Consider the following 14649-nt stretch of genomic DNA (forward strand, 5'->3'; position numbering starts at 1 on the left):
ACCGTGCTACGCTCCCCCCAATATTCATACCCATCAGCTCACCAACTCCAAAGCTGCCTGGTAGCCTACCACTTGGCCTTGAACTATTTGGGGCTGCACAGATACTATGTTAAATGTACCGATACCAATAATTGTGAATTCATCAGTGATATTAGAGCCCTGCCTCAGATCAGCCTGCCAGTCGGCCAATAACCCCCAGCCATCAGCAATATCCTTATTGCCAACCAGGTGCGAAACTGTTTTAGTGCTATCTCCAACCTGGAATATCCGAACGTTTAAAGGGCCAATTTGAGATGAAACATCCGTAAAATGGCCTTCCGTTTCCAGCTTTTCCGTCCGGTTAATGATAATAGTTACCGGGTTTTGATTAATTGACCAGATAATATTATTTCTCCTTGTTGTCACCAAATCCATTATATTACCCCCGGTTTAGTCAATTTGAGAATGACGCCGGAAGATACCTTACCATTAGTTGCCGATGTGCCTAGAGAAGTGTATTGGTTAGCCATAGTTATAGCGTGAGCCAATTGATCCTTCAGTGACGTCAGATCATATTTCTCCTGACCCACGCTGTAACTTTCAATATCGCCCTGCAGTAGGCTGGCCTTAATAATCCACCCCTTGCCGGCAGCTTGGTAAACATTTTCCGCTTCCGTCAGCAGCTCATCCAGCTCCGATTCCAGGAACCTGGTGTCAGTCTCCGTACCTCCGGCAGGAATAATCTCATTCAGATATTTTCTAAGCCTGATTCGCAATTCTGCAGTAGAAGTCATCAACAGCACCGCCTTTCTGCAACATTATTAGGCAGGCAGAGTTAGCTCTTCCACTGCATTGGCGGGGGAGGCAATCACACCGCGCCGCGCCCGGCCCACCATGGCATCTTCCACTAACCTGGTTATATCTGCTCCGGAAGCGTCAATGCGCAGATCATGCTTAACCAGCTCCCGGAAATATTTCTGACCCTCGATAAGGTATGCCTTGCCGGAATCCACGCCTGAATAGTCGTAAGTCTTTTCTCCAACCACCGCGCTCCAACCATCATAAAAAATAAGAGTATCAATCTGACTGATGGCGGGATAGATGGTGCCGCCGATTTGCATGCGCTGCAGGCATTCCTCGATATCCCAGCGATTACTGGAATGGGCCAGTAGAATATTGGGACGCCGCGGGCTTCTGGTATCCGTGTTCTTGTCCAGGGACGCATGAATCAACCCGGCCTTGATGGTATTGCGGAGCTTTTCCAACTTTGTAGCGCCGGCAGCATCCGCTGCAGTTTTGTTTTTGGCCGCATAATTGAATTTTATAATGGGGCTTAAATGAATATGGTTCAGCAAAGCGTTATATGCTTCACCAAAAGACCTATTGGCCTCGGCCATCTCCCAGGTCTTATCGTACAGCACCATATCCTCGGTCCACTGCAGCCCGGCGGCGCAAGTGATAATCGGCACGGTATCTTTGACACCGATCTTGCGGGTACCGAACTTAACTTCCTCCAGCTCCGCATGCACCAAAAAAATCACCTGAGCTCCGGTAAAAGGCTTAACATCAACAAACTCAGTGAAATTAGCATCTTCCGTCCGGCGATAAATGGGAGTATAGAGTAAAGGAACGCTCTCGCGGCCCAGTTCCAAGTCAATTACTGATTTCTGCACCACATTTTCCAGCCCGGCAGGAGTGGTGATCATTTCACCCACAGGATTGGCCAATTCAAAAACTTCCATCTCTCCATTAACAATTTTCTTCTTGACCGACTTAATCTCACCACTGGGGGAAACGTAAAGCACATCCGCCTCAATGGTTTGCTTGCGTCGATCTTCCTTCAGAATTTCACTGCTTATGATTTTCAAAGCTTTCCACCTCCATTAATGGGCCAGGACCTGCGGCCCAAGCTTAAGCCAGATAACATTATTGGTGTCCTTGGCCTGGGTCACACGGCCCACGGGCCGGTTCTGTGGATTTCCGCTGGCATCATTGTTTGGCGCTGTAGTCAATAGACCGGTACCAACCGACCAATATATCTTGTCGCCCTTATCAAATGCGTCCGCCACGGTTATCTGACTGTTTTCATATTCCGCCGGCTCAATATTTAAAGTCACTTCCGCCGGTACCGAACCGGATGCAACTGCAGAGCCCTTGTAGCTGATAACATTGCCGTCAGCATCGGTTTTTATTGATTGCACCGCCATGCCAAAAAAACCATCCAACAAGTAAAAATTACCCTGCGTGATGACCGTGCTTGCCGGCACGCTAACCACCACGGATTGACCGTCACTAACTTTTCTACCCATGATTCTTACCTCCTTAGCTTAAAACTTGTACCTGCTGTGAAGCCGGCTTTCCGTTTGACAACACCTTTGGCCCGGGCTGTTGTGCCGGCGTGTTCTTGATTATGCCCTGGCGGCTGACAGGACGGTTTTCAAATTTACCGCCGGCGCCATTACTGACGAATGATTGTGACTGGGGATTGAACCTGACCAGACTCATATAGACACCTTCCTGGCCACCAGCATACCGCCTGACTCTTTCGTTTTCTGCCCGCCGCCGATATACGCAGGCCGGTCAATAAGCAACTTACTCAAAGCATCTTTTAACGCCTGGTCATTCAGTACCTTATCAATTTCACCGGCAACCTGTTCTTTAGTAGCGCCTTCCGGGATGGCCAGCATCTTTTTAACAAGTGACTGGGCAATTTCACCACTGACTTTTTCTTTAATGACCTGGTCAATCAGCTCAGCCTGGCCGGCTTTTTTCTTCTCTTCCAGAGCTTCATTAGCTTCCTTGGCCCGGGCCAATACATCCATCTCACCTGTAATCCCCAGTGCTTCCCGAACTTTACCCAGCAATTCCTCGTTACCTTTCATAGCCTCAAGCCATTTTGCGTCCAATTCTCCGGCCAGAGACGAGGCTGTCCAGCCCATTTCGCCGGCCAACTGGCCCATGGTGATTTCCCGGCCATTAAGCATTTTTTTCAACACTGCAATCAGTTCCTGAAAATTCATATGTTGAGCACCTCCAATAATTTGATCCATCTCTCCCGTGGCCACAATGCGCGTCGGCATCCCGGCCCGGTCCAGAGGCGTCCAGTCAATGGACATGGGCATATAATCCACTACTTGCGTTTCCCCGGCGACTTTTATGAGTTTCGGAATACCAAAGATAGAAACTTGGTTGATACGGTTGGACCTGATCCACCGTTTCAAGTCTTTAGCCGCAGCATCAACCACACCTCGAAAATAGGCCTTTCCGTCCTTCCAGGCAGCGCCTACCCAGTGAGTTACAGGTGGTTTAAACTCACTTTCCACATCTTCAGGCTTCTGATGCCCCAAGAAGCCTGAAAGTGTCTTTTCCTGGACGTGCTTGACGATGGCTTGAATAGCTTCCGGTTTGTAATTCCAGCCTCGTTTGGACCTACCAGCCGGTACTTCCATCACAACTTCCAGCGGGTCTTCATCTCCGGCTTTAAGGGTTGTCAAGTCTACCCCAGGCGCTAATGGTATATCATCCGGCTTTATTTCACCGGAAATGCCGGCCTGGAGATAAACCACCGGCTCATTATGGCCGGCCATTTCTCCAACCGGTTGTAACAACCAAAATACCTGCATAAATTCACCTCCCTGCAAATTGGTAAAAAAATAAAAGCCCTTTAAAAGGCTCTTACTCCCAATTAACTTATTACAGATTAAATTTTAGGCTCATACACAAGAGCTGGTTACAAATTTCACTGGCCGCTTAAAAGCCGTTTTAAGCCACCTTTTTTATATAGGTAGTATGTTTACACCTAAATAACTTTTTACCCCCGTGATCACGCGTGATCACGGCCTTAGAATTGATTTCAAACTTTACCCTTACCCCTTTATTTAGTCTTTCAACTGATTACTCACTTGATACATGTCCGATAAACTCAAATGCTTCTTTCGGAGTCACCCCATTCCATAGGTCAGACATAGCGAGCATTGGAAATAATGCTCCTGTAAGATAAGTAATAAAACTCTCTGAGGGCTGACGTTTAACCAAACCCGTCTGCTTAACCTTTTCAGCAGCCAAATGCAGCATTTCGTGTAATAGGATATGATGTTTACCAACCGGATGTTGGTCAACCTCGATACCAATTTCACCTGTTTTCCGGTCAAAATAACCAAGCTTACCGCTAAGTGATTTTTCAACCACTGGTAGTAATTGCCCCGGGGCAGCAATTATACTTTTCGGTAGTGGATTCGCCATTTATAATCAACACCTTTATGTGTTATTCGCCCCTACAAAAGATGCCGTAATCTTCTCCGCTAAGACCATTTAGGGAATACGAGAAAAACCCCGGAAATCTCCCGGCGGGTCGTATAAGTTCCTGACGCCTCGTTTCATCACCGCCACCATATGCCGGTTAACCTCATCGGGAAGCTGGTTAAACTGTATATCCGGGTACAACCCCGGAAAAGTTGCCTTTAAAACTTCCTTACAATCTTCAAACGTACCGGCTTGCATAAAGCGCTTAAGCGCATCGTCAGGCATATTAAGCTTCTCCCGCATCGCCCATCAGCCTCCTGATAAATTCAAAAAGCAAAATATCTCTTGCCTTTAAATTTTCCGGATTAAAAATGTATTCCCTATAACCTTCTGCAAAGTACTCTCTTAAACTCCGAGGATTAAAGAACCATTTTCCGCTTTTTTGATATATCAGCCCTAATTCTTCCAGCAGGCAGGATTGATAAACACTTATAAATTTATTAATTTCCCTATGTTCCAAACGCAAGAATGGTTTTTGAAAGCCAACCTCTGTAACAAAATTGGCAAGGGTTATTTCTTCCAGCGGTATACCATTCTCCAAAACCTCAATAAATTCCTTCTTATGGTAAACCTGTAGGAAATCCTCTATGGCATGCCCGGTCTCATGTAAAACGTCTTCCACCCCAACATCTTTAGTCAGCAAGTACATTTTACCCAGCCTGTCATAGCGGGACCAACCTTCAGTCCATCCTGTGGCAACCTGGACACCCATCGCTTTCAAAATATCAATATGATTATCCGGCAGCTTTTCCAGCGCCTGGCTGATTACTTCCCTGTCCGCTGCATCATCATAATCAGGTGTCATGTTATATATAGGCAATCCCTTAACTTCAGCATCAGGCTGTCTATGTACCCGCTGAAACCAGCTTTCAATCCTGGCAGTTTCAACGCTCGGACCTTGTTGTTGCCAGCTTTTAAGTTTTTTCAAAAGCTCCTCCGGCTGCTCATGTACAGCAACAATGGTGCATAAACAATTTGGATGAGGATATTCCGGCTCGCTGCCCGGCGCATAAACACCATGCCCAAGACCTTCGTCATGATCGGCGTAAGCATCACAGATATCAGCTATCGGATGGGAACTGCTTAAAATCCATTTGACACCTTTGTAGCTGGGTGAATTACGGCCTGATTCCACAACACCCTTCCAGTATGCCTTGCTGGTCTCCGCTCTGGCCAAACGCAGCGCCTCATATGAAATATCCTTGGGTATCCTGTTTTGCAGCCGTTTCATCATATCAGGATAGTCTTCCACCAGAGTTACGGCATCTTTCCGCACATACTGCTGCAGCAGTTTAGCTGTCTCAATCGCACTCTGGCCGGTTGCTACCGCCTCCTCCAGGATATTCTGGATCGCTTCCCGTGACTTTTCACCCTGCTGCCAAATCCGGTCGGATAGCTTCAGCCCTTTGGTGTGCTGGCGCCACATGGCTTCAACTGCCCGATTATTGACCCGGTAGAAAGATGACCTAATATCATCATCAATCTTTACCCCGCCGCCCTCCAGAAGCTTTATGGTAATTCCGGATGAAATGCCTGCGCCGGCTTCCACTGCATCCTGAATATCCCGGCGCAAGGTGGAGTTTAACCCATCGCGCAGCTTATCCGCCTCACCCAGCAGCATTTGCTCCACGTTTCGCAAGTGGGACTTCTTAAACGGCGTCAAAGGATTAGCCTTAGCCGTATCCTTAACCCTGGCGGCCACCCTGTCCGCCAGGCGAATATACCTATTCCTTATCTCAGGGTCCTGGCGCTCCCGGATGGCAATATACTTTTTCCTGGCCTCCAGGGCAAACCTGGTATAGGCGCCGGAGACATCCTTGGTTTGGGTGATTTCATCAGCCATTATTGATTACCACCGGCCAACTCCCTGTCGATCCGAGCTTTTTGCTCATCCAGGAACTGGCTGTCCTCCAGCCGCTGCCGCAGCAACCTAGTCTTCATAATCCGCTCCCGTTCCCCGGGCACTTCCGGATCATCGCTTATATAATCATTCATGGTATTAACAAACTGTTTCAAAAATTCAGTAGCAGCCTCATCACTCATAATCTCAGCTTCAAGAGCCGTCTTCAGGGCTTCAGTTACATTTTTCAGGATCTCAACCACTTCTTTTTCATCCCTGGGATCAACCTCGTCCCACTCTAACACCGTGGCATAGGAGCCGGCCTTTTTATCACCGGCCAAGTCCGTCAAGGCCAGCACGATCCGGGCCAGCCGCTGCCAGCTCTCGGTAAACTGTTCCCGCTTCCGGGCAATCTTACGCACCAGAATGGGCATTTGCTCTTTAACCGAACTTAAAGAGCTGGGAGTATGCACTCCAAAAGCAAACTCAGGCGTTTCCGATGTGTCCACGATACAGTAGAATAGGAATTTCAAAAGCTCCGTGGTATCACCGATAGCACTTTTAACCTCAATGAATTCGGCATCTTCATCTTCACTAAACAAAAAAAACTCATGACCATCCAAGCTGATGGTGCCGCCCTGGCTGGCAAAAGCATAAGGGTCGCTAATACCAAAATTGTTACGCAGAAATCCGGCCAAGTCCTTTATCGTAAATTTCAACCTTGGCGTACTATGCATCTTGCTACCCTGCAGTGCATGCAGCAACACATCATGGTAAGCCTTTAAAAATGGCTCAATCGGCTCTAAGTCACTCTGACCGAATTCTTTAGTATCGTCACCTTCGTTTTTGAAGTGGACAATAGGGATAAAGCCCCAGGGGTTGTCTTCCTCTATATAAGACGCCAAGCCCGCCGGGATATCTCCTGATATCCCGATAACTCTTCTGGTGGCTGAAATCCTTTGCGTCACCAAGGCCCTTTTGGCATTATCAAGGTCATCAAGCCAATCGTAGGCCGCTTGGATCACATATTCTTTAACCTGGTTATTATTAAGCGGGTCCTTAATAATTTGCACTACTTGTTCAGGCGGCAGCATATTAAATATCAGCCTTACTTTTTGCTCGGGATAGAGAGCTTGCTCGTGATTTTCCTCCCTGGTGATCCAAACAAACCAGTCACCGTCCCGCATGGCATTGCGCTGCACCTGCATCATTCGCGAGGTGTTATTGCTGAAAAAATCATCCAGTACCTCCTGGGCCGTTTCGTCTTCAGACTTAAATCTCGGCACACCCATAAAGCCGGCAGTGGTATTGATTACACCTTTGGAAAAGCCGGCGCCAAGTTTATATTTATCGTCAGTATTGTCATACAGCGCCCTGGCCCGGGCATAATCAACCCGGCTGGAATCAAGCTTATAGGCTGAAAAATATGACCCGGTCCGCAGAGCCCAAAAGGAGGTAAAAACACTAAAAGCGTTACGCAGCTTGGAAATCTCACCGGCAGCCCTTTTGTACCATGCAGCTTTATTAACGGTTTTTCTCATTTAAGCTCACCTATATATCCGAAGTTTTTTAAGCACATCCAAAAGACTTTGGTCAACCTGCTGCTTAGTCCTTGCCAAAGTGCGGCAGGCTTCCAGAGCGTCAGGGCCGTCGTCATTCGACGCCATGGGAAAGAACTTCAATTGTTCTAAAAGTCGCTTATGCCTGGCATTAAATTTGATGTAGCGGTTCTTGATATCAGGCTGCAAAGTTTGAATGCGGCCATATTTATCACCTGTTTGATTAATCTCTTCAATAGGCAGATAAATACCTTCCTCAGCACTGCGCCGAGCCAATACTTCCTTTAGGTACCACTGAAACTGGTTGGTCTCACAACCGAACAAGGTATAACCACGACCATATGTTAGCTTCAGCCAGCGTTCCTTTTCCAGAATATCCTCAATTATTTGATCCGGATGACGTCGCTCAATATCGGCATCCAGGTCATACAAATATCCTGTCTGAATATCCCTGGCCAATGTAATAATACAGGAAAAGTCGCTTTTTTTCTTCTTGCCTTTGCCCCCCAGGGAGGGGTCCACAAAACCAAAGAAACGGTACCGTTTTTCCCTAAAATCAATAGCGGCTTCATTGTAGTATTCAAACCATTCTTCTTGAAACAAACAATCATCCTGGTTGATCGGCTCGTTCTGATACTCACTGTTGAATGATGCTTCACCTTCAGTTACTTTGTCCACCATCAACTTATAATAAGAATTCTTGTCTTCCCAAAGCACCTTGGTTCCTTGAAGCATCTTATCACGGTTGGACATAAAAAAGGACCGTGCGTCTTCTTCATGGTTCTCATTGGAAAGATCAATATAAATCTCTTCCCATTGATCCCAAAGGTCTTGCCGTTGGGCGAAAGAAAGAACAGCTTTATACTTAACGGTCCTGTATCCCGGGTTATTTAATATCTTAGCCAACAAGCTGTCATAATGAAGTAAGGTACCTATATAAATAAAATCTGTGTAACTGTCGCCGGCCTTGCTTACCGCTTTGAAATACCAATTGTTCAGCTTTTTTCTTTGTTCAGGTGTATTGACGTTTTCATCATTCTCAATATCATCAAGAACAATTAAATCAGGACGCCAGTTACGATGTTTCCGGCCCCTGATTTTTTTCCCTGAACCTATAGCCTCAACCTTGATATCAGCGGAGGTGAGTAATACGTTATTACGCCAAACCTTTCCCACCAGGTCGCCAAAGTCTTCACGAATGGCCTCGTTTTCCTCCAGCTCCTCCCGGATGCTTTCAAGGAAGCCCTCAGCTTGCTCAGAGGAATCGGAGATAATCACAATGTAGTGTTTATATTCGTAAAGAACTGCATGGGTGGTATCTTTAAATGTAACGTTTGTGGACTTGGCGTGCCCACGTGGTGCCGCAATTGCGCGTTTGCATCCCGGCAGTTTGCTTATTTTTTTGCCAATATTTTTGAGAATAGCAGACTGGTTTTTTAAAACACCATCTTGCCATATGGCATCCAGTTCCCTGTGAAAATCAGGAGTTTGGCGGCTGAAGTAGTGGGGGAAATATGCTTTCCCGAAATACTCCAGATCGATAGCCCCAAGCTTTTTTCTTATCCCGTGTTTGCCGGTCAGGGGCTTTCCATCCCGGTAGTCTTGCAAAAGCTTCAAACGCTCGGGCGAAGAGTCCCTCTGCAGGTATTTCTCCATGAGCATTTTTAGCTCTTCCACCCCCTGGTGCACTTCCAGGTTTCGTTCCCTGATGTCTTTTAAAATGCTCACTTGACCACCTCCATCCCCGGGCATAGCTTCGCCATCCAACACTTTCCTTCAAAGTGCAGCACTTTACTTCGTTTGTTCTCGTAGCGCCACGTCACCGCCGAAACAGGTGCCGCTTTACTTACGATGCCTGAATAAACTCAATCCCGAGGTTAACCTCCATTTCTTTCTGAAAGAGCGTTAACCTGACCTTTGCTCTTCTTTTGCGCTTATCAATCTTTACAATATAGCCTTCCATGCCCGTAAGCGGGCCGTTAATAACTTTAATTGATTCGCCGATTTCCAGGGTGGACAATCCAACCAATTCATCATCCTTACACAACCACAAAACATTAGCCATTTGATCATCAGGCACTGGAATGGGTCTGTGGTGAGCTAAAAAATTGATGACACCTGCTATTCGCCTGGCCGCATAATAATTCTTTTCATCCAGATCCATTTGCACAAAAACATACGATGGGAAAAGAATTCTGACGACTTCCCTAAAAGTACCCTTGTGTCGTTCAATAACTTTTTGCCTGGGCGCCAGGGCATTTATGCCGGGTAGATCCAGAAGCAGCTTCTCCTTGATAGTGGTTTCTTCCCCAGTCATGACGTGGAGCACATACCATTTCATGATTCTTCAGCTTCCAATCTTTCAGCCACTCTGTTGGCTACCTGGATCAGCCTTTCACACAATTCAGGCTCCACTCCTTCAAGCTCTGCATAAACTTCCTTCTTAAATTCCGCCAGGGCAATTTTAGCTTCCTGAGCCAGGTCGGCCCTAATTCTATCCTTATAAACCTTAGTCCTCGACAGAGCCACCATTACCCGGGCCGCCTTATCCAGGGGCATCTCATCCCATTCCTCTTGGGCCTGGGCCAACTTCTTGGTTAGCTCACCGCTCATGATCTGCAGCGCCCCTTCGGTATAGTCGGCATCGGGATTTTTCTTAATTGCCTCAATCAACATCCTGGTTTGTTCCTGGGCCTCCAGCAGCCTTTGGGTAGCGTGATTGGTTCGCAGCGCATATCTGCCGATAGCGCTTTTGGAGATGTCATACCCTTCGGACTTTAGGTGCTCGGATATATCATTGTACGTATTATTGGTATCCAGAAGCATAGCCTCAACTTTTAATTTCAGCTCTTCCGGCAGCTCATCCACTTTAGACCTTGTTCTTGTCCGTTGCCTTTGCTCACCCACTAGATGTCAACTCCCGGATCATCTTTGTGGCCCTCAACCAGTAATTCTCCCTCCGGGGTTAGCCTGATCATGGCATCGTTTAAATAAGCAGTGTAAGAGGTCACCTTATCGTTGGTGTACTCAATATAGCCCCTTTTCTCCAGATAGTTTAAATACACAGAAATGTCGGGGGAGATAATTATTCCATCCCTTAGCATGACATTTACCAATTGGCGACATAGCAGGCTATTGTTATGTCCTTTTACAAGTGACCGGATAATATAGCCTCTAACTGCGGCGTTCTTAGCAGCCATCTGCTGTCCGCCTTCAATCACGCCTACCACCCCTTTCAATTGTTAGATATTCCAGCAGCTTATCCAGCTTTTTATCCATACCGGTTATTTTCCGGTCAACCGCATTCATGGCAGCTGCATGATCTTCCCTGGTGGTATAGATAAAAGGCAGGTCACTTTTTAGGTTATTTAATTTATCCTCCACATCCTGAACCCGATTCTCGTTCTCCTTCATTCTGATTTTCAGGTCATTCATAGTGGTTTTTAAAAAATAACCAATTATGCCTATTCCAATCATTGTGGCCGTTTGCATCATCCAGCCAAAGTCCATTTAGATAGCACCTTCCTTGATTTCCAGCACCTTGGCTTCAATGGTGTTCCTAATGTATGCGTCAACGTCGCCCAGGGTAGCTTTCAAAGCATTTACATACTCAGGCTCCATAGTCTTCTTAATTTCATTAAATGCAACTTTTGATAGTTCGATCAAATCTTCCTTACTCTTGACGCCGTCTTTAACAGCCTGCCGCATCTCCTTAGCCACGGTTTGTTCAATTTTCTTAACAGTCTTTTCAGCTACATCATCCAGTCTAAAAATAGCATCATGGATGAGCCCGCGCTCTTCTTCGCTATCGATTTTGTTGGTCTCGGCAACCAATTTATCTGTCATTTTTTTAATGCCATAGATAGCGATCGAAGCAAGTAAAGTTAATACTGCCAAAGACAAATTGTACAAAAAATCCTGCACTAACCCTTCCACTATGGTCCACCTCCTTTCTTTATAAAATAAAAAAATACCGGCAAGGCTTTTGCCTATACCGGTATTCTACTAATTTTGGCCGTAAGTTTATATTCCAAGCACTTCTAAGAATTAACTCTTATGAAGCATCTTGTTCATCTAAACCAAACCCGAAATCCAAGAGAGTTAATTGACCGTCATTAGCTGGACCACATATTTCAACTATCCAGCGCTCACTTAAATTATATTTTTTGGCAAGTTCGGCATGATTATAACCATTAAACTCCTTTTTAATGTTAATATCCCTGGCCGGCCTTAAAAATGTATCTGCTTTTGGTATATAAATCGTTTTACCACCTAATATCTTAGCCAGCTTAATAAAATTCTCAATTCCGATTATCTCAGCCAGCTCTCTATAAGAATCAGGAATCATATCCAGAGTCAGATCATTTATCCAACTTTCTAGCACCAACAGGATCACCCCCTATTATATGCCGAAAAAGGTTTAAAGGAAATGCCTTGTTTTTAATTGACACTATTTCTGCGTACTAACCCCAACTTTATTCAGCACATACTCAATGGTACGTCGCATAAATACTGCACTTTCCGCTCTTGTAGTTGGCTTATCAGGATAAAATTTATTATCTTTATAACCTGAAACAAGTCCTTCTTTAGCTAACCACTCAATGTCACCAGCGGCATAGTGTCCTATAATATCCTTGAACATTGACAAAATCTCCTCCTTAAATTTTGTGTTCCACCATCCTTCATTTCCGTAAGACTCGTTAAAATCCACATTAATTCCCGCTAAAGCTTGATCGTTTTTATATTGATATATGTTTACATATTGGCTTTTTTTGCCCTGTGACCAAGCGTAAGTTTGCCAAAAGTTATTAACTACACCACGTCTGGCCATCTCCTCAACCACGTTAAATGAGCCATAAACACCAATATTATAATCAACTAAAACGCTGGCAGCTGCACCTAGATATTGTTCAATTACTGAATAGTCTTTTGGTTGAGCATCATAATCCACTGCAAAATAAATAACTGTGCCTTTGGGCTGACCAATCTCCAAGGCCTCTTTGAGTGCTAGTGCCCCGTCAGCTTTTCCAGCGGCTGCACCACCAGTAGACCGGTTTGCTGATGTTTCAAACACGCTTATTATATTTAATCCGGCAGTGGTAATAGCTTCAGCCTCCTGTTTAGTAAGACGCTTCCATGCCATTGACGGAGTATTAGGCACTAAATAACGGCAAATAAACTTCATCCCGGTGGCTGCTATTGTCTTTGCTGTTTCAACAGTTAGCGGCGTGGCGCAATCAATACCTTTCATATTATTATTCACCGTCCTTTTTCTCTCTTATTAATTCAATGGAGCTATTGTTCTTGATTAAATGGCTTTTTAATGACCTAAACGATGACCAATATGGTAGATAGTAAGTATATTTAGCTTCAGGATCTTGAAGACCGCGCAAACGCTTTGATATTTTTTTCATTGCAGCCTTATGTTTTTGATTATAAACTGATTTTTTCACTGGGCAACAAAAGCGCCGCCTCTCTTCGCAATCATCCAATAACCATTTATACTCAAATATACCATTTACATATACTATTATCCCATTCTTCATTTGACTGAGTCTTTTCAAAACAAGTGCAACCTTATACCCATCACATTTCAGCTCAACGTGACTAAATATAGATTGCAATTGTTGTTCAACTTCTTTCCAATCTTCATTAGTCAATTTAACCACATCCTTATTTACTTGAACTGGTTAATTCCAATCAACTCTCTTACGGGAACTCCTGCTTTCTTCAGAGGAAACCACACATCATAGTAAAACATGTGTCTAAAGTATCCCCTGGCATAACGTATACTTCCGTCGCCATAGTCACTAAAATTTTCCGGCCTTCTAATGTCTAACGGGTTACCCTGGAACAGAGCAAGTTTTATGCAAAAAGCAAAAGTGTGACCGGTTCCGCGCCCCTCGATGTAACATTTTCCGTCATGGTTATGACTCAACCTGGCACCCTCAAAATTTCCACTACCGAAAACTACACACGGGCATATATATAATGGATAATCCTTTCCATGAAAAATGAAGTCAACTTGCCATGGATAGAGTTTCACACCAAGGGCACGTTCTATTAATTCCAGCGGTACCATTTGTTCGCGCATAATTCACGTCCCTTTTTTAAATGTTTTTGGTTGAAATGTTCACTAAGCCGCTTCCTTCTGCAATTCCTCCCGCAACACATCTGCCAACCTGGGCAGTAACTTTTGCCCAAACGCCTTGATGTCGGAAGGATAATCGTAGCAGGCAAATTCGTGGGCTTCATCAATTTTCGTCTCGTCGTGCCAGCGAGTGAAATCTATTACCGATATAAAATTATGTTCATATTCCTTTATCAGGTCCCATTCTTCTCTGGCAAATTCCTTTGAGTAAGAACCGTCGCGGCGGTAGTACAGGATATGTTCTTTAATTGACTTAATGGTGTTTTCTCCATCAAACTCCTTTTCTTGTCCTTGAAAAAGCTTTTTAATGTAATACTCGTTATCTGAACCATGTTTAATGTCGATGAAAAATTCCCGGAAGTCCTTACAGCCGTGATGTGTCCACTTAAAGGCATAATTGCCATAATCGGTTACTGCCGCAAACATCCCAGTGGAGTCTAGGAGGAATATTCCCCAACCTTCGATGCTGTCAATAGGTGGCAGTGAATATCGCCAGAACTTAATATCGCTCAAATCTTAATCCTCCTTTGTTTCACACTTTTTAGCTCCTGCCGTTCCCTGGTTGTACTGTGAACTAAGCTTCCTGTATATCTTCAATCTCTGTCAAAAGTATGTTAGTAATATTGCCATCCTCATCCGCAATAACAATTTTATCGTCAAGTATTTCATAAATCTCTGCCGCATGACAACTGCCATCTTTTGTCCAAATGTCTGCCGAATCATAGGGACCTAATTCAAAATTATCATCCATTTCGTCGCCCTGATTGGTGTCTTTTTCAACAAAAAGCTTTTTGACAACGTCTAATTTCATACATTTT

At 45.0% G+C, this 14649-nt stretch carries 22 protein-coding genes; all 22 read right to left on the reverse strand.

Annotation, left to right across the window (positions count from 1 at the left end):
* Window positions 1–33: 33 nt before the first annotated feature.
* Window positions 34–414 (reverse strand): hypothetical protein, encoded by a 381-nt coding sequence (locus BM056_RS21020; protein WP_092474171.1) that lies wholly within the window; start codon window positions 412–414, stop codon window positions 34–36.
* A complete protein-coding gene (locus BM056_RS21025; RefSeq protein WP_092474173.1) occupies window positions 414–773 on the reverse strand; it encodes a hypothetical protein in 360 nt (119 codons plus the stop codon). The genes BM056_RS21020 and BM056_RS21025 overlap by 1 nt, the downstream gene beginning before the upstream one ends.
* A gap of 27 nt (window positions 774–800) precedes the next feature.
* Entirely contained in the window at window positions 801–1847 is a 1047-nt protein-coding gene (locus BM056_RS21030; RefSeq protein ID WP_092474175.1) for a hypothetical protein, read from the reverse strand.
* A 15-nt stretch (window positions 1848–1862) separates the two neighbouring features.
* Window positions 1863–2288, reverse strand: a complete 426-nt coding sequence (locus BM056_RS21035) for a DUF2190 family protein (RefSeq protein ID WP_092474177.1) — start codon at window positions 2286–2288, stop codon at window positions 1863–1865.
* Window positions 2289–2301: 13 nt separating this feature from the next.
* Entirely contained in the window at window positions 2302–2484 is a 183-nt protein-coding gene (locus BM056_RS21040; protein WP_092474179.1) for a hypothetical protein, read from the reverse strand.
* Window positions 2481–3602 carry a transcriptional regulator gene (locus BM056_RS21045; protein ID WP_092474181.1) on the reverse strand — a complete coding sequence of 374 codons (1122 nt, stop codon included), beginning with the start codon at window positions 3600–3602 and terminating at the stop codon, window positions 2481–2483. The genes BM056_RS21040 and BM056_RS21045 overlap by 4 nt, the downstream gene beginning before the upstream one ends.
* 271 nt (window positions 3603–3873) lie before the next feature.
* Window positions 3874–4221: a hypothetical protein gene (locus BM056_RS21050; protein WP_092474183.1), complete on the reverse strand. Its 348-nt coding sequence runs from the start codon at window positions 4219–4221 to the stop codon at window positions 3874–3876.
* A gap of 69 nt (window positions 4222–4290) precedes the next feature.
* Window positions 4291–4524 carry a hypothetical protein gene (locus tag BM056_RS21055; RefSeq protein ID WP_092474185.1) on the reverse strand — a complete coding sequence of 78 codons (234 nt, stop codon included), beginning with the start codon at window positions 4522–4524 and terminating at the stop codon, window positions 4291–4293.
* A complete protein-coding gene (locus BM056_RS21060) occupies window positions 4508–6124 on the reverse strand; it encodes a hypothetical protein (protein WP_092474187.1) in 1617 nt (538 codons plus the stop codon). The genes BM056_RS21055 and BM056_RS21060 overlap by 17 nt, the downstream gene beginning before the upstream one ends.
* Window positions 6124–7662 (reverse strand): phage portal protein, encoded by a 1539-nt coding sequence (locus BM056_RS21065; RefSeq protein ID WP_092474189.1) that lies wholly within the window; start codon window positions 7660–7662, stop codon window positions 6124–6126. The genes BM056_RS21060 and BM056_RS21065 overlap by 1 nt, the downstream gene beginning before the upstream one ends.
* Before the next feature lie 6 nt (window positions 7663–7668).
* On the reverse strand, window positions 7669–9408 hold the full coding sequence (gene terL, locus BM056_RS21070; protein WP_238456587.1) for a phage terminase large subunit: 1740 nt from the start codon (window positions 9406–9408) through the stop codon (window positions 7669–7671).
* A gap of 118 nt (window positions 9409–9526) precedes the next feature.
* Window positions 9527–10021: an antiterminator LoaP gene (loaP, locus tag BM056_RS21075; protein WP_092474190.1), complete on the reverse strand. Its 495-nt coding sequence runs from the start codon at window positions 10019–10021 to the stop codon at window positions 9527–9529.
* Window positions 10018–10587, reverse strand: a complete 570-nt coding sequence (locus BM056_RS21080) for a phage protein Gp27 family protein (protein WP_092474192.1) — start codon at window positions 10585–10587, stop codon at window positions 10018–10020. Before BM056_RS21080 ends, loaP begins: the two co-directional genes overlap by 4 nt.
* Window positions 10587–10901 (reverse strand): hypothetical protein, encoded by a 315-nt coding sequence (locus BM056_RS21085; RefSeq protein ID WP_337833535.1) that lies wholly within the window; start codon window positions 10899–10901, stop codon window positions 10587–10589. Before BM056_RS21085 ends, BM056_RS21080 begins: the two co-directional genes overlap by 1 nt.
* On the reverse strand, window positions 10894–11190 hold the full coding sequence (locus tag BM056_RS21090) for a hypothetical protein (RefSeq protein WP_092474194.1): 297 nt from the start codon (window positions 11188–11190) through the stop codon (window positions 10894–10896). The genes BM056_RS21085 and BM056_RS21090 overlap by 8 nt, the downstream gene beginning before the upstream one ends.
* Window positions 11191–11616, reverse strand: coding sequence for a guanylate kinase (locus tag BM056_RS21095; protein WP_092474196.1), 426 nt, complete (start codon window positions 11614–11616; stop codon window positions 11191–11193).
* 118 nt (window positions 11617–11734) lie between these two features.
* Window positions 11735–12064, reverse strand: a complete 330-nt coding sequence (locus tag BM056_RS21100) for a Mor transcription activator family protein (protein ID WP_238456596.1) — start codon at window positions 12062–12064, stop codon at window positions 11735–11737.
* Between the two features lie 66 nt (window positions 12065–12130).
* A complete protein-coding gene (locus BM056_RS21105; protein ID WP_092474369.1) occupies window positions 12131–12931 on the reverse strand; it encodes a glycoside hydrolase domain-containing protein in 801 nt (266 codons plus the stop codon).
* Window positions 12932–12935: 4 nt separating this feature from the next.
* On the reverse strand, window positions 12936–13349 hold the full coding sequence (locus BM056_RS21110) for a hypothetical protein (protein WP_165613645.1): 414 nt from the start codon (window positions 13347–13349) through the stop codon (window positions 12936–12938).
* Between the two features lie 8 nt (window positions 13350–13357).
* The gene (locus tag BM056_RS21115) at window positions 13358–13774 is read right to left on the reverse strand and encodes a hypothetical protein (RefSeq protein WP_092474200.1); all 417 of its coding nucleotides are present in this window, start codon (window positions 13772–13774) and stop codon (window positions 13358–13360) included.
* Between the two features lie 42 nt (window positions 13775–13816).
* Window positions 13817–14344, reverse strand: a complete 528-nt coding sequence (locus BM056_RS21120; RefSeq protein ID WP_092474202.1) for a phiTE_072 family protein — start codon at window positions 14342–14344, stop codon at window positions 13817–13819.
* Window positions 14345–14405: 61 nt separating this feature from the next.
* Window positions 14406–14642 (reverse strand): hypothetical protein, encoded by a 237-nt coding sequence (locus BM056_RS21125; RefSeq protein WP_092474204.1) that lies wholly within the window; start codon window positions 14640–14642, stop codon window positions 14406–14408.
* Between the last annotated feature and the right edge of the window lie 7 nt (window positions 14643–14649).

It is taken from the genome of Desulfotruncus arcticus DSM 17038 (assembly GCF_900113335.1).
Classification (GTDB): Bacteria; Bacillota; Desulfotomaculia; order Desulfotomaculales; family Desulfallaceae; genus Desulfotruncus; species Desulfotruncus arcticus.